Raw genomic sequence first — 18,476 nt, 5'->3', positions numbered from 1 at the left:
TCAGGTTTCTGTTTTCACTATAGCGATAAACTTGCCCAAAAGAATCCTAAAATGGCGGCACTTGCCTTGACCCTGCCGCTAAAAACCACGATAAGGTGAAGGTCAAATCTATGCTCGCGAATGGAGTCGCGCCTATTTCTATGGAAAAGAAATATCTCGCCTTAAACAGTGCGCTTCTCTTCTGGTTGCTTTCGCTTGCCGCCTGGTGCTTCGCCGCCCGTCAACTCGCATGGCTCTTCGCAGCATTCTCTTTATTGGCTTTCACTCTTCCCCTGCTTATCAACCTGGGTAATGTTATGTTTAAAAAGAATAAAATTAATGAAATCAAGGTGCCAACTGCCCTTCCTCCGGCTCCTGTCATGGAAAAAGAACCTACCGCCACCGAGAAGCACGGCACCACGGTGATTGCCAACGACGTCCGCGTTGAAGGTAATATCGTATCGACGGGTCACGTCTATGTGCACGGTGAGCTTATCGGCAATATTGCCTCTGAACAGAGTCTGATCAAAATCATGCGCGGGGGACGGGTTGAGGGAAATATCACCTGCCGCGAGCTGATTATTGACGGGGCCGTGATTGGCGAATGCCACAGCGATGCCATTGAAATCTGCGAAAACGGTGAGGTAACGGGAACGCTTTCCTACCGGGCGCTGGCCGTCAAAAAAGGGGGGATGTTTTCCGGTATTGCGGAGATGCTGCCTGCCGCTATCGAAAAGAACAACGTCGTTGGCCTGATCAAGGACAGCACCGCTGACGCTCCTGAAGCGTGCGAGCTTGCCAAATAATAAGCAAAAAAAAGCCAGCGAAACGCTGGCTAAAGTAATACTGGAAGCAATGTGAGCAATGTCGTGCTTTCAGGTTCCCGTAGCGGTCTTCCTGAATGCAGAGCAATAATAATCATTCTCATTCGCACTTGTCCACTCCTTTTTGCAAAAAATAGCGGTTGACTCAAATTTTAAAGTCATTGATGTTGGAAGGGAGAGTTAACTGACTGAGGAACAAGGAATGAGTGAGATAGTGATACGCCACGCAGAACCGAAAGATGCCGAAGCTTTACGCCAGAACTATATGCATCCTGGGGTGTATCACGACACGCTACAGCTACCTCATCCTTCCCTTGAACACTGGCAAGAGCGGCTTCATCCTAAACCTGGCCAAAAACGTCTGGTCGCCTGCATCGATGAAAACATCGTCGGTGACCTGGCGCTGCAGGTAGAAGCCAGCCCGCGACGCAGCCATGTGGCAACCTTTGGTATCAGCGTTGCGGCGCACGCCCAGGGGCGCGGCGTGGGGAGCGCGCTCATGCGCGAGATGATCAACCTGTGCGATAACTGGATGCGCATCGAACGTATCGAGCTAACGGTTTTTGCCGATAACCCTGCTGCACTGGCGCTGTACCGGAAGTTTGGTTTTGAAATCGAAGGCACCGGCAGGAAATTTGCCCTGCGCAACGGCGAGTATGTGGATGCGTATTATATGGCGAGAATGAAGTAGTTATTTGCCGGGTGGCGGCTTCGCCTTACCCGGCCTACGTTTGTGCAGTTGTAGGCCCGGTAAGCACAGCGCCACCGGGCAATACGTTAATATCCCGCCGTCAAATCATCCACCGAACGTGGATCCGATGCCCCAAACAGCGCCCCGTCCGGCCCCACCATAATGCTCTGGGTGCTGCCCATCGCCTCTTTCACCGCCACTTTTTGCCCGCGCTGTTCAAGCAGCTTAATGGTGTCTGGGCTAAAGCCCTTCTCGACGCGCAGCTCGTCCGGCAGCCACTGGTGGTGGAAACGCGGGGCGTTGGTCGCTTCGGCTACGTTCATCCCAAAGTCGATGCTGTTCACCACCATCTGCAGCACGGTGGTAATAATTCGACTCCCGCCCGGGCTGCCGGTTACCAGCCAGGTTTTTCCGTCTTTCACCACGATGGTAGGCGACATGGACGAGAGCGGACGCTTCTTCGGCCCGACGGCGTTTGCATCACCGCCTACCAGCCCGTAAACGTTCGGCACGCCCGGCTTGGCGGAAAAGTCATCCATCTCGTTGTTCAGCAGAATGCCGCTGTTGCCCGCCACAATCCCGGTACCAAAGGTGGTATTCAGCGTATAGGTCACCGCCACCGCATTGCCGTCTTTATCCACCACCGAGAAGTGGGTGGTCTGGTTGCTTTCATAAGGCGCCAGCTTGCCGGGGCGGATCTCGCTCGACGGCTTCGCCTTGTTGATGTCGATCTGGTCGGCCAGGGATTTGGCATAGGCTTTGTTGGTCAGCGCCTGCCACGGTACCTTCACGAAGTCCGGGTCGCCGAGGTACTCCGAGCGGTCGGCGTAGGCACGTTTTTCCGCTTCCGCCATCACCTGCATGGCGTCCGCGCTGCCGAAGCCAAACTTGTGCATATCAAAGTTTTCTAGAATGTTGAGGATCTGCACGATGTGAATGCCCCCGGAAGACGGCGGCGGCATGGAGAAGACCTCGTAGCCGCGATAGGTGCCGCTAATCGGCTCGCGCTCCACCGCTTTGTACTCCGCCAGATCCGCTTTGGTGATTAGCCCACCGTTCTTTTGCATTTCATCGGCAATCTGGTCAGCAATCGCGCCTTTATAGAAGGCATCCGGGCCGTGTTCCGCAATCCGCTCCAGGCTGGTCGCCAGGTTCTTCTGCACCAGCTTATCGCCCTTCTTCAGCGGCTCGCCGTCTTTCCAGAAGATGGCCTTACTGTTTTCATGATTCGGAATGACTTCACTGCCGTAGGTTTTGAGATCGTCCGCAAGCGCGTCATTGACCACAAAACCGTCGCGCGCCAGCTTGATGGCAGGCTGCACCACTTTGTTCAGCGGCAGCGTGCCGTATTTTTCCAGCGCCAGCGAGAAGCCCGCAACGGTGCCCGGCGTGCCGGAGGCGAGGTGCGAGGTCAGGGATTTCTTGCTGTCCGGGTTGCCCTGCTCGTCAAGGAACATGTCGCGGGAGGCCTGATTCGGTGCCATCTCACGGAAGTCGATGGCGGTGGTTTTCCCGTCTTTGGTACGCAGCATCATAAACCCGCCGCCGCCGAGGTTACCCGCCTGCGGATGCGTGACCGCCAGCGCGTACCCCACCGCAACCGCCGCATCCACCGCGTTACCGCCCTGTTTGAGAATATCGACGCCCACCTGGGTTGCCAGCGCGTCAACCGAGGCCACCATGCCATGCGTCGCCCGCACGGGATGGAAAACGTCTTCCTCCACGCCGTAGGAGACGGGAGGCGCCGCGGGCGGGTTGGCCGCCACGCTAAATGTGCCGCCTGCCATCAGCGCGGCGATCGCTACCCAGCGCAAAAACGTTGGTTTCATCATTATTGTTCTCCAGGTGATAGGGTCCATACTCCCCGCTTAAGCCTGGTTCACAACTCCTAAAAAATCATCGTCATGGTGAAATCGGGGTAAACTTAAGAGAAACCTCAAAAGGAGGAGATGACAATGAAACGCTTGATGATTCTTACGGCACTGCTTCCCTTTGCCGCGCTCGCACAGCCACTCAATACGATGAACAACCCTAACCAGCAGGGTTACGTCATTCCCAGCCAGCAGCGGATGCAAACGGAGATGATGAGCCAGCAACAGCAGCAGAAAGGGATGCTTAATCAACAGTTGAAAACGCAAACCCAAATGCAGCAGCAGAGCCTGCAAAACCAGATGAACGCCAACACCCAGCGCATCCAGCAGGGTCAGGTGCGCGAGCAGCCGCTGCCGAATAAAAACGGCGGGATGTTAGGCGGAGGGTCAACCCTGAACAGCGGTCAGCAGCATATGCTGCCGCCGCAGTCGAACGGCAGTATGCTTAATCCACAGAACTAAAGTTCGGGCCGATGCGGTCAATCGCATCGGTACAAATACTGTCAACGCCCCAGCGCAGCAGTTCGGCTACACGCTGGGGTTTGTTAACGGTATACACCAGAATATGCAGACCCGCCGCTTTCAACATCTTCACCCGCGCCTCATCCAGCAGCTTGTGATTGAGATGGATAGAGACACACGCTAAGCGTGTCGTCAGCTCGCGCCAGTCTTCGCGCCACTCGTCCAGCAGCAGCCCGCGCGGCAGCTCCGGCACGGCCGCCTGTGCCGCTTCCAGCGCGTCGATCTCAAACGACGACAGTAGCGGTGCCGTCATCCCTTCCCATAGCTCACGCGCGGCCAGCGCGATGACTTTGCCCGTAAGCGGCCCGGTGCCGGTGGTCGGTTTGATTTCGATATTGGCCATCATACCGTGCTGGCGACAGCGATCCGCCACTTCCGCCAGCAGCGGTAGCGGTTCGCCTTTGAATTCGCCGCTGTACCAGCTTCCGGCATCTACCTTCAGCAGATCGCGCCACGGCAGTTCACCCGCCACGCCCCAGCCGTTGCTGGTGCGTTCGAGGTTATCGTCATGCAGCAGGAAAATTTCGCCGTCTTTCGACAGCTTGGCGTCGAACTCGATCATCGTGTGGCCGTAGCGCGCGCCAACGTCAATCGCCGCCAGGGTATTTTCCGGCGCCAGCTTACCGCCGCCCCGGTGGGCGACGATGTGGGGATAAGGCCAGTTGCTCATACTCGTTGTCCTGTTTCACCGTCAAAGAAGTGCAGGTGATTTTCCGGCAGGTGCAGCCACAGCGTGCTGCCTGCTTTCGGGCGTTCCTGATGCGCTAAACGCACCACTATTTTTTGCTCACCCCAGCGTCCGTGCGCCAGGTTATCTGCACCCAACATCTCCAGCGTGTCCATCACCAGCGGCACGCCGCCGTCCGCCTGAGAGGTTAAACCGATATGCTCCGGGCGGATACCGAGCGTCATCTTACGCCCGGCGTAGCCACGATAGTACCAGTTGATCGGCAATGCCATCCCGCTTTCCAGTTCAAAGTGGGTGCCCGCGCTGCTGATCCGTCCTTCCAGCAGGTTCATTGCCGGGCTGCCGATAAAGCTCGCCACAAAGCGGGTAGCCGGTTTCTCATACACCTCCACCGGGGTGCCAATCTGCTCGGCGATGCCTTTGTTCATCACCATCACGCGCTGGGCGAGGGTCATGGCTTCGACCTGATCGTGGGTCACGTACAGGGAGGTGGTTTTCAGACGACGGTGCAGCTGCTGCAGTTCGAGGCGCATCTGCACGCGCAGCTTGGCGTCGAGGTTAGAAAGCGGTTCGTCAAACAGGAACACCGCCGGATCGCGCACGATGGCGCGCCCCATCGCCACGCGCTGGCGCTGGCCGCCGGAGAGCTCGCGCGGGCGGCGCTTCAGCAGGCCGTCCAGCTCGAGAATGCGCGCCGCCTCTTTCACGCGCTCGTCGATATGGCCTTTGCCCATGCCGCGGATTTTCAGCCCCCAGGCCATGTTCTCTTCCACGCTCATGTGCGGGTAGAGGGCGTAGTTCTGGAACACCATCGCGATGCCTCTGTCTTTCGGCTCCATTTCGGTGACGCGCTGGCGGTCAATCCAGATATCCCCGGACGTCACGCGCTCCAGCCCCGCCACCATGCGCAGCAGCGTGGATTTGCCGCAGCCGGACGGGCCGACCATCACGATAAATTCCCCGTCCGCCACGTCGAGCGTCAGCGGCTGAATCACCTGGGTTTTACCATCCCAGCTTTTGGTTACTGCCTGAAGTTTTAAACCTGACATCTTATTTCTCGCTATCGACCAGGCCACGGACAAACGCACGCTGCATGGCTAAAACAATGACTACGGGTGGGATAAGGGTGAGCAGCATCGCCGCCATCACCTGGTTCCAGAGGGTGGTGCCTTCACCGGTGGCAATCATGCCTTTGATGCCCGCCACGGCGGTGCCGAGGTTGACGTCCTGAATAATCAGCAGCGGCCACAGGTACTGGTTCCAGCCGTAGATAAAGGTGATCACAAACAGCGCCGCGAGGTTGGTTTTCGACAGCGGCAGCACGATGTCGCGGAAAAAGCGCATCGGCGACGCGCCGTCGATGCGCGCCGCTTCAATCAGCTCGTCCGGCAGGGTCATAAAGAACTGGCGGAACAGGAAGGTCGCGGTCGCCGAGGCCATCAGCGGCAGGGTCAAGCCCGCGTAGCTGTCGAGCATTTTCAGGTTGGCGATCACCTCCACCGTCGGGAAGATACGCACCTCCACCGGCAGCATCAGGGTAATGAAGATCATCCAGAAGAAGAGGTTACGCAGCGGAAAGCGGAACCAGACGATGGCGAAGGCCGAGAGCATCGACACCGTAATTTTGCCGACGGTGATGCCAAACGCCATGATGAAGCTGTTGAGCATCATCAGCCAGAACGGCGCGCTGTTGGCGCCCACCCCCTGTGTCCAGATGGTCTTCATGTTCTCGAAAAGATGAGTGCCTGGGATCAGCGTCATCGGCGTGTCGAACACCGCTTTGGTGTCCAGTGTGGCGGCGACAAACGCCACGTACAGCGGGAAGAGGATGACGATAATCCCTAAAATCAGCATGGTATGGCTGAAAATCGTCAGCCCGCGACGGTTCTCAATCATTGGTAGCGCACCTTACTTTCGACATAGCGGAACTGCACCACCGTGAGGATGATTACGAGGAACATCAGCACCACCGACTGCGCGGCAGAAGCGGAGAGATCCAACCCCGCAAAACCTTCGCGGTAGATCTTGTAGATCAGCGTCGTTGTCGCCTGCACCGGTCCGCCTGCGGTCGCCGCGTCGATCACCGGGAAGGTGTCGAAGAAGGCGTACACGAGGTTAACTACCAGCAGGAAGAAACTCACCGGAGCGATCAGCGGCAGCGACAGCCTGAAGAAGCGGCGAATGGGCCCTGCACCGTCAATCGCCGCCGCTTCCACCAGCGAGCGCGGGATGGACTGCAGCGCGGCAAAGAAGAACAGGAAGTTGTAGCTGATCTGCTTCCACACCGAGGCAAACACCACCAGGAACATCGCCTGGCCGCTGTTCTGGGCGTGGTTCCAGTCGTAGCCCAGTTCGGCCAGGAAGTGGGTAATCAGCCCGCGCCCCGGGTTAAACAGGAAGATCCACAATACGGCGGCGACGGCGGGAGCCACGGCGTACGGCAGCAGCATCAGCGTTTGATAAATACGACTGCCGCGCACCACGTAGTCCACCAGCGCGGCGAAGAACAGCGAGGCTAAAAGGCCGCTGACGGTCACCAGGGCGCTGAACTTGATCGTCGTCCAGAAGGAATCCAGGTAGTAGCTGTCATGGAACAGCGCGGTGAAGTTGTCCAGCCCGACAAACTGGCTGGAAAGCCCGAACGGATCGACGCTTTGTACCGAGTACCACAGCGCTTCGCCCGCAGGCCAGATAAAGAAAATAACGGTGATGACCAGCTGCGGCGCGACCAGCAGGTACGGCAGCCAGCGGGAACGGAACACCGGACGGGATGATGACATGGAGATTTGGTTCCTGAACAATGCCGGGTGGCGATTTCGGTTTTCTCCCTCTCCCTGTGGGAGAGGGTTGGGGTGAGGGCATCAGACCGCATTAATTCGTAGGCCCGGATCGCTACGCGCTACCGGGCTTTTTTTTACGATTTGGTCGACTGCTCAAAGCGGCGCAGCAGCTGATTCCCGCGCTCTACCGCTGAATCCAGCGCCTGCTGTGGCGTTTTCTTCCCGGTCCACACGCTTTCCAGCTCTTCATCAACGATGGTGCGGATCTGCGGCATGTTGCCCAGACGCAGGCCCTTGGTGAACGGCAACGGCGGCTTGTTCAGCATCTGACGCGTCGCAATGTCCGCGCCCGGGTTCTTGCTGTAGAAGCCCTGCTCGCGGGTCAGGTCATACGCGGCTTTGGTGATCGGCAGGTAGCCGGTCTTCTGGTGCCATTCGGCCGCGTTTTCCGGCTTCGCAAGGAAGTCGAGGAACTCGGCTACGCCTTTGTAGGTGCCTTTGTCCTTGCCCTGCATCACCCACAGGCTCGCCCCGCCGATGATGGCGTTCTGCGGCGCGCCCTTCACGTCGGCGTCGTACGGCATCATGCCCACGCCGTAGTTAAATTTGGCGTAGTGACGGATATCCGCCAGCGAGCCGGACGATGCGGTGGTAATGGCGCAGTCGCCGTTGTAGAACTTCTCGGTGGATTCGTCTTTACGCCCGAAGTAGCTGAAGTCGCCCTTCTTGTTGAGTTCTTCCAGCAGGGCGATGTGCTTCACCTGCTCCGGCTTGTTGAACTCCAGCACCGCGTCGGTGCCATCGAAGCCGTTGTTTTTGGTGGCAACCGGCAGGCCGTGCCAGGCGCTGAAGTTTTCAATCTGGATCCAGCCCTGCCAGCCGCTGGCGTAGCCGCACTTCATCCCCGCCGCTTTCAGCTTCGCGGTATACTCAGCCAAATCCTGCCAGGTTTTTGGCGGCTGCTCCGAGTCTAAACCGGCTTTCCTGAAGGCGTCTTTGTTGTAGTACAGCACCGGCGTGGAGCTGTTAAACGGCTGAGACAGCAGGTGGCCGGTTTTGGAATCGGTGTAATAACCGGAAACGGTCGGCACGAACTGTGATTCGTCAAAATTGATACCCGCCTCTTTGAACACTTCATACACCGGCTTGATGGCTTTAGAGGCCATCATGGTGGCGGTGCCCACTTCATAAACCTGTAACAAGGCTGGCGCATTGCCGGTACGGAAGGCGGCAATGCCCGCGCTCAGGCTCTGCTCGTAGTTGCCTTTGTACACCGGCACAATTTTGTAATCCGGGTGGGTGTCGTTGAAACGCTGCGCCAGGGAGTCAACCTCTTTACCCAACTCCCCTTCCATGGAATGCCAGAACGGAATGGTGGTCACAGCCATTGCGTTCGTCGCAAAAGCCAGACCGATTGCCAGACCCAAAGCTGTGTGTCGTAACGATGTCATTGTCATCTCTCTTATTGTGCCGGATGCGCGATATCACGCGTTTTATGCTCGCGAGGTAACATGACATGCTCGAATTACAGAAAAATAACTGTTTGTTTACAGATAAGTGACAGCCAGGCGTCAGGGGGATGATGGTTGTGTGAAGGGGGTTGAGGTGTAGTTGGGTGCGGTCTGGTGCCCTCACCCCGACCCTCTCCCACAGGGAGAGGGAGAAAATCGATCGGTTCCCTCTCCCTTGAGGGAGAGGGTTAGGGTGAGGGGGAAATGCAATTAACCGCCCAAATACGCGCTCCGCACCGCCTCGTTTGCCAGCAGCGCGTCGCCGGTATCCTCCAGCACCACGCGGCCGTTCTCCAGCACGTAGCCACGGTCGGCGAGCTTCAGCGCCTGGTTGGCGTTCTGCTCGACGAGGAAGATGGTCATCCCCTCTTTGCGCAGCTGCTCAATGGTGTCGAAGATCTGCTGAATGATGATCGGCGCAAGACCGAGCGACGGTTCATCCAGCAGCAGCAGACGCGGCTGGCTCATCAGCGCGCGGCCAATCGCCAGCATCTGCTGCTCGCCGCCGGACATAGTGCCCGCACGCTGGATGCGGCGCTCCCACAGGCGTGGGAAGAGTTCGTACACCCACTTGATGCGGGTCTGGTATTCATCGCGGTGAGCAAAGAAGCCGCCCATCGCCAGGTTCTCTTCCACCGTCATGCGGGAAAACACGCGACGCCCTTCCGGGACAATCGCCACCGCTTCACGCATGATTTTGGCGGTCTGCCAGTCGGTAATGTCTTTACCATCGAACACAATCCGCCCGCTGGTGGCGCGCGGGTCGCCGCACAGGGTGCCGAGCAGCGTGGTCTTACCCGCGCCGTTGGCCCCGATCAGGGTGACGATTTCGCCCTGATTGATGTGCAGGCTGACGTCGTGCAGCGCCTGGATCTTGCCGTAGTGCGCGTTGACCTTGTCGAACGTTAACATCGCTTTTTCCATCTTATGCCTCACCAAGGTATGCGCGGATCACGTCCGGGTTGTTGCGGATCTCTTCCGGCGTGCCGTTCGCCAGCGGCGTGCCCTGGTTTACCACGTAGATACGGTCCGAAATGCCCATCACCAGCTTCATGTCATGCTCAATCAGCAGAATGGTGGTGTCGTGATGATCGCGCAGCTCGGCAATCAGCTCGTCCAGCTCTTTGGTCTCTTTCGGGTTGAGGCCTGCCGCCGGTTCGTCGAGCATCAGGATTTCCGGCTGCGTCACCATGCAGCGCACAATCTCCAGGCGACGCTGATCGCCGTAGGCCAGGTTGCTCGCCTGACGGTTGGCGTGCTGCAGCAGGCCAATTCGGTCAAGCCAGGTGGCGGCGCGGTCAAGCGCCTCATCCTGTGCGCGGCGGAAGGCCGGGGTTTTAAGCAGGCCGGAGAACAGCCCGGTTTTCAGCTGCTGATGCTGTGCCACCAGCAGGTTCTCAATTACCGTCATCTCGCGGAACAGACGCACGTGCTGGAAGGTACGCACCACGCCCATGCGGGCAATCTGCTGGCCCGGCAGACCTTCCAGGTGCTGGTCGCGCAGCATGATGGTGCCGCCCGTCGGCTTGTAGAAGCCGGTCAGGCAGTTGAAGACCGTGGTTTTCCCCGCGCCGTTCGGGCCAATCAGTGAGACAATCTCTTTCTTGTGCAGATCCAGATTCACGTTGTTGACCGCCAGCAGGCCGCCAAAACGCATCATCAGACCGTTAACGGATAATAATGGCTGGCTCATGCCTGCTCTCCTTTCGCTTGCCCGTTCTTCAGCTTCAGCTGTGGACGGGTCATCGGCAGCAGACCCTGCGGACGCCAGATCATCATCAGCACCATCAAACCACCCAGCATCAGCATGCTGTATTCGTTAAAGTCGCGCATCAGCTCGCGCGAGACCACCAGCAGGATGGCCGCGAGGATAACGGCAAACTGCGAGCCCATCCCGCCGAGTACCACAATCGCCAGCACGAAGGCCGATTCGGCAAAGGTGAAGGATTCCGGGCTAACGAAGCCCTGACGCGCGGCAAACAGCGTTCCGGCGAAACCGGCAAACGCGGCGCTGATGGTGAATGCGGTCAGCTTGATGCGGGTCGGGTTCAGGCCCAGCGAGCGGCAGGCGATTTCATCTTCGCGCAGCGCTTCCCACGCGCGGCCCAGCGGCATGCGCAGCAGACGGTTGATCACGAACAGGGTAATCACCACCAGCAGCAGCGCCACCAGATAGAGCCAGATCACGCGGTCGGACGGATCGTACTTGATGCCAAAGAAGTTGCTGAAGGTATCCCAGCCGCCTTCGCGGGCGGTGCGGCTGAACTCCAGGCCGAAGAAGGTCGGTTTCGGGATCTGGCTGATGCCGTTCGGGCCGCCGGTCACTTCGGTATTGTTGAGCAGCAGGATACGGACGATTTCGCCGAAGCCCAGGGTCACAATCGCCAGATAGTCACCGCGCAGGCGCAGCACCGGGAAGCCGAGCAGGAAGCCCGCGGCGGCAGAGACCAGCCCCGCCAGCGGCAGGCAGGTCCAGAAGCCGAGGCCGTAATAGTGGTTCAGCAGCGCGAAGGTGTAGGCACCGATGGCGTAGAAGCCGCCGTAGCCCAGCACCAGCAGGCCGGAGAGCCCCACCACCACGTTCAGACCGAGACCCAGGATCACGTAGATCATGGTCAGGGTGGCGATATCCACGGTCCCGCGCGATACCACAAACGGCCACGCCACGGCGGCCACCAGCAGCGCCACGAGGAACAGCTTCTGCTTCACGGTCGTACCGTCGATAGCGGGCAGCACGAATTTCGGCCCGGAGACGTTTTTCAGCGTCTTCTGGAAGACCGGGCGCAGCAGCTGGAACAGGAATACCACGGCGGTGCCGATAAACACCCACTGCCAGCGAATATCAGCGGCGGTGTCGACCACCAGCTTAGTGCCGTCCAGCTCTAACTGGACGCCCATAAAGACGCCCGCCAGCACGAAGAACATGGCGGCAGAGAGCAGCGCCATTGCAAAATGCATCGGTTTCATACTTTCTCTACCTCCGGACGGCCCAGAATACCGGTAGGCATCACCAGCAGAACCAGAATCAGCAGGGCAAACGAGACCACGTCTTTATATTCTGTGCTCAGGTACGCCGAGGAGAGCGCTTCCGCCACGCCCAGGATCAGGCCGCCGATCATCGCGCCCGGAATACTGCCGATACCGCCCAGTACCGCGGCGGTGAAGGCTTTCATCCCGGCCATAAAGCCGATGTACGGGTTAATCACGCCATAGAACTGGCCGAGCAGTACGCCTGCCACCGCCGCCATCGCGGCGCCAATCACGAAGGTCAGGGCAATCACGCGGTCGGTGTTGATGCCGAGCAGGCTCGCCATCTTCAGGTCTTCCGCGCAGGCGCGGCAGGCGCGCCCCATGCGGGAGTAGCGGATGAAAAGAGTCAGAGCCAGCATTGCCAGGAAGGTTACAACCCAGATAACCAGCTGCATGGTGGTGATAGAGGCAGAGAAGTTCTCGCTGGCCCCCACAATCCACTGGCCGTTAAACAGGCTTGGCAGCGCCACGTCGCGCGAGCCTTCGGTCAGGCTGACGTAGTTTTGCAGGAAGATGGACATCCCGATGGCGGAGATCAGCGCAATCAGGCGTTTTGAACTGCGCACGGGCCGGTAGGCCACGCGTTCGATGCTCCAGCCGTAGGCGCTGGCAATCACAATCGCGCCGACAAACCCGGCGGCGACCAGCAGCCAGCTGCTGTCGATGCCCATCATCATCAGGGCGGCAATGATCATAAAGGAGACATAGCTACCGATCATGTACACCTCGCCGTGGGCGAAGTTGATCATGCCGATAATGCCGTAAACCATCGTGTAGCCGATGGCGATCAGCGCGTAGGTGCTTCCCAGCGTAACGCCGTTAAACATCTGCTGCAGGAAATAGAGAAACTGCTCGGACATATGCAAACCTTTTTATACCCGCCCGGCGAGCCGGGCGGTGGGATAGTTATTTGGCGGCCGAGGACGAACCGTCGGCGTGCCACTTAAAGACACCAAATTCAAATCCCTTCAGATCGCCTTTCTCATCCCAGTTCAGCGGCCCAATCACGGTGTTCGCCCCGTGTGCTTTTAAATCTTTCACCAGATCCAGCGGCTCTTTGCTGCCGGTACGCTCCAGCGCGGTCGCCAGAGACTGCACGGCCGCGTAGGTGATCCAGACGTACGGACCGCTCGGATCTTTCTTCTGCGCCTTGAGCGCCTCTACGATAGCCTTGTTGGCCGGATCCTGGTCATAGCGTTTTGGCATCGTGACCAGCATGCCTTCGGCAGAATCCCCGGCGATGTTTGACAGGGAGGCGTTACCCACGCCCTCTGGCCCCATAAACTGGGTTTTCAGGCCAGTGGCACGCGCCTGGCGCAGCATCTGGCCCATTTCCGGGTAGTAGCCGCCGTAGTAAACGAAGTCGATATTCTCTTTTTGCAGACGGGCGATCAGCGCGGAGAAGTCTTTCTCACCGGCGGTAATGCCGTCGAAGAAGACGATGTTCGCGCCGCCTTTTTTCAGGCCGTCCTGCACGGAACGCGCCAGGCCTTCGCCGTACTGCTGTTTGTCATGAATGATGGCAATACGCGTTGGCTTAACGGTGTCGAGGATGTATTTGGCGGCGGTGGGTCCCTGCGAGGAGTCCAGACCGGCGGTACGCATAATGTGCTGGTAGCCGCGCTGGGTCAGCTCCGGGTTAGTTGCGCCCGGGGTGATCATCAGAATGCCTTCGTCTTCGTAAATATCAGACGCGGGCTGCGTGGACGATGAGCACAGGTGGCCGATGACGTACTGGATACCGTCGTTGACGATTTTGTTAGCGACCGCGACGGCCTGTTTTGGATCGCAGGCGTCGTCATATTCTACACCCACCAGCTTGTCGCCTTTGATGCCGCCTTTGGCGTTGATGTCTTTAATGGCCTGACGTGCGCCGTTGAACTCCATATCACCCCACTGGGCAACAGGACCGGACATCGCGCCTACCACAGCAACTTTTATGTCGTCCGCCATAGCCGCCTGCGAAATTGCCAGTGCGACCATTCCCGCGATTATTGCTTTCGCGTTCCTTTTCATCTCTGAATCCCCATTCGTGATGTCGTGTATATATTTTGTTTTATTATGGTTAAAAAGCATTCTGTACTTTTAATGAACAACGCTATTTTTACCAGTGCCTTTAATGGTTTAGCGCGGTTTTTTATCAAAAACCAGACTAATATCTCTATTTTTCAGGCGATTAAGCAAAGATAATATTCTGAAATCAGGCAGAGATAAACAAATAAAAGTGCAGTTTGCAGCATAAAATAACGGTACAAAGCGCCGAATAAATCACTGCCTGTCAGGTTAAAATTCTGCTTAATTTTCGATCCATGTGTTTTCGAACTGCGCAATGCGTTGCCAAAAAACTAATCACCTGGTAAATGGGAATAAAAAGAGAAAGCACCCGAGCAAATAAATTGAGTACACTGGCCCTACTCAATCTGATTTGGACAAGTAGCTAATGAAACTGACTATCGTGCGTCTGGTGACCTTTAGCGACCAGGATCATATCGACCTGGGCAAGATCTGGCCGGAATATTCTCCTTCGTCGCTGGCCGTCGACGACAATCACCGTATCTATGCCGCGCGCTTTAACGAGCGTCTGCTGGCCGCCGTTCGCGTGACGCTGAGCGGCACGGAAGGGGCGCTGGATTCCCTGCGCGTGCGCGACGTCACCCGCCGTCGCGGGGTCGGACAGTATTTAATTGAAGAAGTCATACGTGAAAACCCGAGCGTGACCTCCTGGTGGATGGCCGACGTGGGCGTGGAAGACCGCAGCGTGATGGCGGCGTTTATGCAGGCGTTAGGGTTTACGGCGCAGGCGAACGGGTGGGAGAAGCGCGAGGGTTGATGTGTGCGACCTGATGCCCTCACCCCGGCCCTCTCCCACGGGGAGAGGGAGAACACCGAGCGATCCCCTCTCCCTGTGGGAGAGGGTTAGGGTGAGGGTAACAACCCGCACCAGTATTATTTTGCGTCAGTAGCAGTCCCGTTAGCATGCCAGTCAAACACGCCGAACTCGAAGCCCTTCAGATCGCCCTTCTCATCCCATGACAGCGGCCCCATGACGGTTTCCACGGAGTTCGCTTTCAGCCAGGTGGCAATCTCAGCCGGATCGGCTGACTGGTTCAGGCCCGCCTGCAGCGACTGCAGCGCCGCGTAGGTGGTCCAGACGAACGCGCCGCTTGGATCCTGTTTCTTCGCCTTGATCGCATCTACGATTGGTTTGTTCGCAGGGACCTGGTCGTAGTTCTTCGGCTTGGTCACCAGCAGGCCTTCGGCTGATTCACCCGCGATGTTAGACAGAGAGACGTTTGCCACGCCTTCCGGCCCCATGAACTGAGTTTTCAGACCGGCAGCGCGCGCCTGGCGCAGGATCTGGCCCATTTCCGGGTGGTAGCCACCGTAGTAAACGAAATCAATATTCTCTTTCTTCAGACGCGCCACCAGCGTGGAGAAGTCTTTCTCACCGGCGGTAATACCGTCGAAGAACACCACGTCAGCATTGGCTTTCTTCAGGTTGTCCTGTACGGAACGCGCCAGACCTTCACCGTACTGCTGCTTGTCGTGAACGATAGCGATGCGCTTCGGCTTCACTTTTTCAACGATGTATTTCGCTGCGGTTGGGCCCTGGTCAGAGTCCAGGCCGGTGGTGCGCAGGGTCAGCTTGTAGCCGCGCGAGGTCAGCTCCGGCGCGGTTGCAGCCGGGGTGATCATCAGAATGCCTTCGTCTTCGTAGATGTCAGACGCTGGCTGCGTAGAGGAGGAGCACAGGTGACCGATAACGTATTTGATCCCGTCGTTCACCACTTTGTTCGCCACCGCGACCGCTTGTTTCGGGTCACAGGCATCATCATATTTTACGATCTGCAGTTTTTCGCCCTTGATGCCGCCCTTAGCATTAATGTCTGCAACCGCCTGTTCTGCGCCCGTAAATTCCTGGTCGCCGTACTGAGCTACCGGACCGGACATCGCGCCAACCACAGCAACTTTGATATCTGCCTGTGCCATGGTGCTGAATGCCAACGCGATACATCCTGCCAGTAACGCTTTACCCTTCATGTTCATCCTGAGATTCCCCATTATTATGGTTATTACGATTGTTGTGATGTTGTTGTGCAGCGCTTTATGTCAGTTATAGGTGTGCTGTTCGCGCTTTTTCAGCATACTCTGCTAAAACATACCCGATTTTTATGATTTTGGAATAGCTAATTTGAAATGTATCTATGCTATGCCCGGCACCGTTTTGCGCCGGGCATTTGGCTTTATCGTGTCAGCGAGGCGGAAATAATATCCAGCGCCTGTCGGAACTGCGCTTCGGGGATCGTGAGCGGATAGAGGAAGCGAATCACGTTGCCGTACACGCCGCAGCTCAGGAGCAGCAGCCCTTCGTTCAACGCGCGTTCTTGCACCTGTCGGGTGAATTCCGGCGAGGGTTGCCCGGATTGCGGATCGTTGAACTCCACCGCCACCATAGAGCCTTGCGCACGAATGTCGGCAATATACGGGCAGCCATCCTTCGCTTTATTTAGCACCTCTACCAGATGGTGGCCAAGGTGGGCCGCGCGGGTGCAGAGATCTTCTTCGTCAATCACGTCCAGCACCGCATGGGCCGCTGCAATCGCCAGCGGGTTACCCGCGTAGGTGCCGCCCAGCCCGCCGGGCGCGGGGGCGTCCATCACCTCCGCCCGACCAGAGACCGCCGAAAGCGGCATCCCACCCGCCAGGCTTTTCGCCATGGTGATAAGGTCCGGCTTCACACAGTGGTTTTCCATCGAGAACAGCTTGCCGGTGCGGGCGAAGCCAGTTTGGACTTCGTCGGCAATCAGCAAAATCCCGTGGGTATCGCACAGGGCACGCAGCGCCTGCATAAAATCGGCGGGCGCGACATTAAACCCGCCCTCACCCTGAACCGGTTCGAGGATAATGGCCGCCACCTGGTCTGGCGCAATATCCGCTTTGAAAATGCGCTCCAGGCTTTTTAACGCTTCCGCCGTGCTGATGCCGTGCAGATCGTTAGGGAACTGTGCGTGGTACACCGAGCCGGGGAACGGGCCGAAGCCCAGCTTGTAGGGTGCGACCTTGCCGGTCAGCGCCATGGTCATAAAGGTGCGGCCATGGAAGGCGCCGCCAAAGGTGATAAGGCCGGGGCGTTTGGTGTACGCGCGGGCAATTTTGACCGCGTTTTCAACCGCTTCTGCGCCCGTCGAGAAGAAGGCGGTCTTGGCGGGTCCGTCAATCGGCACGCGCTGGTTGATGCGTTCGGCAAGCGCCACATAGCCCTCATACGGCACAATCTGGTAGGCCGTGTGGGTGAAGGCGTGGAGTTGTTTTTCGATGGCGGCAATGACTTTTGGATGGCGATGGCCGGTATTCAGCACCGCGATCCCGGCGGCGAAGTCGATGTACTCATTGCCTTCCACGTCCCACACCGTGGCGTTTTCAGCTTTATCGGCATAGAAGTTACACATCACGCCGATGCCGCGCGGCGTCGCCTGTAAACGCCGGTCGTTCAGTTCGTTATTTTTCACCCTGTCCCCCTGAGAAAGTCGCCTGCTTAGCGCATCAGTAAGTGTTTGCCAGGGGGAGGGAATTCGCCAGAGCGGGCGCTAAAAAAACAAAACCCCCGGACTCGCATCCAGGGGTTATCGGTGTACTTCGCTTAGATTACGCTTCGATAGCAGCGCGAAGTTTTTTCATGGCGTTCTTTTCAAGCTGACGGACACGTTCCGCGGAAACGCCGTAGCGGTCGGCCAGCTCCTGCAGCGTGGACTTGTTGTCTTCGTCCAGCCAGCGGGCGCGGATGATATCCTGGCTACGCTCGTCGAGACCTTCCATCGCGAAAGTCAGCTTATTCGCCGCCTGGTCTTCCCAGTTGTCCTCTTCAATACCGTCGGCAAAGTTAGAGGTTTTATCCTGCAGGTACAGGACCGGGGCCATCGGCTGGCTGTCAGAGGCGTCGTCGTCGGAGGACATATCAAAGGTCATGTCCTGCGCGGCCATGCGGGATTCCATCTCACGGACGTCTTTGCTGGATACGCCCAGCTCGCGCGCCACCATTTCGACTTCATCCTGGTTAAACCAGCCCAGACGCTGCTTGGTTTTACGCAGATTGAAGAACAGTTTGCGCTGCGCTTTTGTCGTGGCGACCTTCACAATACGCCAGTTACGCAGGACGTATTCGTGAATTTCTGCTTTGATCCAGTGCACGGCGAAGGAGACCAGTCGCACACCCACTTCCGGGTTGAAGCGACGTACAGCCTTCATCAGGCCGATGTTACCTTCCTGAATCAAGTCCGCCTGCGGCAGGCCGTAGCCCGAATAGTTACGAGCAACGTGAACAACAAAGCGCAGGTGAGACAGGATCAGCGTCTTAGCTGCTTCCAGATCGCCCTGGTAATGCAGCTTTTCAGCAAGCTCCTTTTCTTCCTCGGCCGTTAACATCGGCCAGGTGTTCGCAGCCCGGATGTAAGATTCCAGGTTACCAACAGGGGCTAAAGCTAAAGTTTGCATTTCTTTGGTCATTCATTCCTCTCAATGTTTCTTCTGGTCCAGGCTGTCCCCATCAGGCAACAACCATGCCAAAGCGTTTGAGCAGCGA

Annotated in this window: 18 protein-coding genes; 4 read left to right on the top strand and 14 right to left on the bottom strand. The window is 57.8% G+C overall.

Annotated elements, in window-relative coordinates:
* The first annotated feature begins 140 nt into the window (after positions 1 to 140).
* Both KW829_RS17595 and yhhY read left to right on the top strand, forming a co-directional pair.
* Positions 141 to 785, top strand: a complete 645-nt coding sequence (locus KW829_RS17595; protein WP_010436468.1) for a polymer-forming cytoskeletal protein — start codon at positions 141 to 143, stop codon at positions 783 to 785.
* A gap of 220 nt (positions 786 to 1,005) precedes the next feature.
* On the top strand, positions 1,006 to 1,494 hold the full coding sequence (yhhY, locus tag KW829_RS17590; protein WP_010436469.1) for an N-acetyltransferase: 489 nt from the start codon (positions 1,006 to 1,008) through the stop codon (positions 1,492 to 1,494).
* 86 nt (positions 1,495 to 1,580) lie between these two features.
* Here the strand turns inward: yhhY and ggt are convergent, their stop codons facing one another.
* Entirely contained in the window at positions 1,581 to 3,326 is a 1,746-nt protein-coding gene (ggt, locus tag KW829_RS17585; RefSeq protein WP_172411107.1) for a gamma-glutamyltransferase, read from the bottom strand.
* A 123-nt stretch (positions 3,327 to 3,449) separates the two neighbouring features.
* On the opposite strand from ggt, the gene KW829_RS17580 reads away from it, so the two are divergent.
* Positions 3,450 to 3,827 (top strand): DUF2756 family protein, encoded by a 378-nt coding sequence (locus KW829_RS17580; protein WP_042719209.1) that lies wholly within the window; start codon positions 3,450 to 3,452, stop codon positions 3,825 to 3,827.
* On the opposite strand, the gene ugpQ is transcribed toward KW829_RS17580, so the two are convergent.
* From ugpQ to livK, 10 genes are all read right to left on the bottom strand, one after another.
* A complete protein-coding gene (gene ugpQ / locus KW829_RS17575; RefSeq protein WP_218308729.1) occupies positions 3,811 to 4,557 on the bottom strand; it encodes a glycerophosphodiester phosphodiesterase in 747 nt (248 codons plus the stop codon). The two genes, KW829_RS17580 and ugpQ, sit on opposite strands and share 17 nt — an antisense overlap.
* Complete coding sequence (locus KW829_RS17570; RefSeq protein ID WP_218308728.1) at positions 4,554 to 5,624, bottom strand: sn-glycerol-3-phosphate import ATP-binding protein UgpC; 1,071 nt, start codon at positions 5,622 to 5,624, stop codon at positions 4,554 to 4,556. Before KW829_RS17570 ends, ugpQ begins: the two co-directional genes overlap by 4 nt.
* A gap of 1 nt (position 5,625) precedes the next feature.
* Positions 5,626 to 6,471, bottom strand: coding sequence for a sn-glycerol-3-phosphate ABC transporter permease UgpE (gene ugpE, locus KW829_RS17565; RefSeq protein ID WP_013099125.1), 846 nt, complete (start codon positions 6,469 to 6,471; stop codon positions 5,626 to 5,628).
* Positions 6,468 to 7,355 (bottom strand): sn-glycerol-3-phosphate ABC transporter permease UgpA, encoded by an 888-nt coding sequence (gene ugpA / locus KW829_RS17560; RefSeq protein WP_100167338.1) that lies wholly within the window; start codon positions 7,353 to 7,355, stop codon positions 6,468 to 6,470. The genes ugpE and ugpA overlap by 4 nt, the downstream gene beginning before the upstream one ends.
* A 134-nt stretch (positions 7,356 to 7,489) precedes the next feature.
* Positions 7,490 to 8,806 carry a sn-glycerol-3-phosphate ABC transporter substrate-binding protein UgpB gene (gene ugpB / locus KW829_RS17555; protein WP_218308727.1) on the bottom strand — a complete coding sequence of 439 codons (1,317 nt, stop codon included), beginning with the start codon at positions 8,804 to 8,806 and terminating at the stop codon, positions 7,490 to 7,492.
* A gap of 270 nt (positions 8,807 to 9,076) precedes the next feature.
* Positions 9,077 to 9,790 (bottom strand): high-affinity branched-chain amino acid ABC transporter ATP-binding protein LivF, encoded by a 714-nt coding sequence (livF, locus tag KW829_RS17550; RefSeq protein ID WP_006812273.1) that lies wholly within the window; start codon positions 9,788 to 9,790, stop codon positions 9,077 to 9,079.
* 1 nt (position 9,791) lies between these two features.
* Positions 9,792 to 10,559: a high-affinity branched-chain amino acid ABC transporter ATP-binding protein LivG gene (livG, locus tag KW829_RS17545; protein ID WP_008500101.1), complete on the bottom strand. Its 768-nt coding sequence runs from the start codon at positions 10,557 to 10,559 to the stop codon at positions 9,792 to 9,794.
* The gene (gene livM / locus KW829_RS17540; protein ID WP_010436486.1) at positions 10,556 to 11,833 is read right to left on the bottom strand and encodes a branched chain amino acid ABC transporter permease LivM; all 1,278 of its coding nucleotides are present in this window, start codon (positions 11,831 to 11,833) and stop codon (positions 10,556 to 10,558) included. The genes livG and livM overlap by 4 nt, the downstream gene beginning before the upstream one ends.
* Complete coding sequence (livH, locus tag KW829_RS17535) at positions 11,830 to 12,756, bottom strand: high-affinity branched-chain amino acid ABC transporter permease LivH (protein WP_042713707.1); 927 nt, start codon at positions 12,754 to 12,756, stop codon at positions 11,830 to 11,832. The genes livM and livH overlap by 4 nt, the downstream gene beginning before the upstream one ends.
* Before the next feature lie 46 nt (positions 12,757 to 12,802).
* The gene (livK, locus tag KW829_RS17530; RefSeq protein ID WP_010436489.1) at positions 12,803 to 13,912 is read right to left on the bottom strand and encodes a high-affinity branched-chain amino acid ABC transporter substrate-binding protein LivK; all 1,110 of its coding nucleotides are present in this window, start codon (positions 13,910 to 13,912) and stop codon (positions 12,803 to 12,805) included.
* Between the two features lie 424 nt (positions 13,913 to 14,336).
* On the opposite strand from livK, the gene panM reads away from it, so the two are divergent.
* Positions 14,337 to 14,726, top strand: coding sequence for an aspartate 1-decarboxylase autocleavage activator PanM (panM, locus tag KW829_RS17525; RefSeq protein ID WP_172701536.1), 390 nt, complete (start codon positions 14,337 to 14,339; stop codon positions 14,724 to 14,726).
* Between the two features lie 116 nt (positions 14,727 to 14,842).
* Here panM and livJ read toward each other — a convergent pair whose 3' ends face one another.
* The 3 genes from livJ to rpoH form a co-directional block, all read right to left on the bottom strand.
* Complete coding sequence (livJ, locus tag KW829_RS17520) at positions 14,843 to 15,943, bottom strand: branched chain amino acid ABC transporter substrate-binding protein LivJ (protein ID WP_139157911.1); 1,101 nt, start codon at positions 15,941 to 15,943, stop codon at positions 14,843 to 14,845.
* Positions 15,944 to 16,140: 197 nt separating this feature from the next.
* The gene (locus tag KW829_RS17515) at positions 16,141 to 17,406 is read right to left on the bottom strand and encodes a 4-aminobutyrate--2-oxoglutarate transaminase (RefSeq protein WP_042713697.1); all 1,266 of its coding nucleotides are present in this window, start codon (positions 17,404 to 17,406) and stop codon (positions 16,141 to 16,143) included.
* A 136-nt stretch (positions 17,407 to 17,542) separates the two neighbouring features.
* Entirely contained in the window at positions 17,543 to 18,400 is an 858-nt protein-coding gene (gene rpoH, locus KW829_RS17510) for an RNA polymerase sigma factor RpoH (RefSeq protein ID WP_010436497.1), read from the bottom strand.
* Positions 18,401 to 18,476 lie beyond the last annotated feature (76 nt).

The sequence above is a fragment of the Enterobacter sp. ENT02 genome, from assembly GCF_019219165.1.
GTDB lineage: Bacteria > Pseudomonadota > Gammaproteobacteria > Enterobacterales > Enterobacteriaceae > Enterobacter > Enterobacter mori.
Note: the sequence above shows the minus strand (reverse complement) of the source record. Positions and strands in the feature narration are given on the sequence as shown.

Excerpts from the sequence above, each read along its gene's own strand:
- livG (WP_008500101.1), bottom strand. The coding sequence starts at position 10,559 with ATGAGCCAGCCATTATTATCCGTTAACGGTCTGATGATGCGTTTTGGC.
- livM (WP_010436486.1), bottom strand. The coding sequence starts at position 11,833 with ATGAAACCGATGCATTTTGCAATGGCGCTGCTCTCTGCCGCCATGTTC.
- rpoH (WP_010436497.1), bottom strand. The coding sequence starts at position 18,400 with ATGACCAAAGAAATGCAAACTTTAGCTTTAGCCCCTGTTGGTAACCTG.
- KW829_RS17580 (WP_042719209.1), top strand. The coding sequence starts at position 3,450 with ATGAAACGCTTGATGATTCTTACGGCACTGCTTCCCTTTGCCGCGCTC.
- livF (WP_006812273.1), bottom strand. The coding sequence starts at position 9,790 with ATGGAAAAAGCGATGTTAACGTTCGACAAGGTCAACGCGCACTACGGC.
- KW829_RS17570 (WP_218308728.1), bottom strand. The coding sequence starts at position 5,624 with ATGTCAGGTTTAAAACTTCAGGCAGTAACCAAAAGCTGGGATGGTAAA.
- panM (WP_172701536.1), top strand. The coding sequence starts at position 14,337 with ATGAAACTGACTATCGTGCGTCTGGTGACCTTTAGCGACCAGGATCAT.
- ggt (WP_172411107.1), bottom strand. The coding sequence starts at position 3,326 with ATGATGAAACCAACGTTTTTGCGCTGGGTAGCGATCGCCGCGCTGATG.
- KW829_RS17595 (WP_010436468.1), top strand. The coding sequence starts at position 141 with ATGGAAAAGAAATATCTCGCCTTAAACAGTGCGCTTCTCTTCTGGTTG.
- ugpQ (WP_218308729.1), bottom strand. The coding sequence starts at position 4,557 with ATGAGCAACTGGCCTTATCCCCACATCGTCGCCCACCGGGGCGGCGGT.
- ugpB (WP_218308727.1), bottom strand. The coding sequence starts at position 8,806 with ATGACATCGTTACGACACACAGCTTTGGGTCTGGCAATCGGTCTGGCT.
- livJ (WP_139157911.1), bottom strand. The coding sequence starts at position 15,943 with ATGAACATGAAGGGTAAAGCGTTACTGGCAGGATGTATCGCGTTGGCA.
- livK (WP_010436489.1), bottom strand. The coding sequence starts at position 13,912 with ATGAAAAGGAACGCGAAAGCAATAATCGCGGGAATGGTCGCACTGGCA.
- ugpA (WP_100167338.1), bottom strand. The coding sequence starts at position 7,355 with ATGTCATCATCCCGTCCGGTGTTCCGTTCCCGCTGGCTGCCGTACCTG.
- ugpE (WP_013099125.1), bottom strand. The coding sequence starts at position 6,471 with ATGATTGAGAACCGTCGCGGGCTGACGATTTTCAGCCATACCATGCTG.
- livH (WP_042713707.1), bottom strand. The coding sequence starts at position 12,756 with ATGTCCGAGCAGTTTCTCTATTTCCTGCAGCAGATGTTTAACGGCGTT.
- yhhY (WP_010436469.1), top strand. The coding sequence starts at position 1,006 with ATGAGTGAGATAGTGATACGCCACGCAGAACCGAAAGATGCCGAAGCT.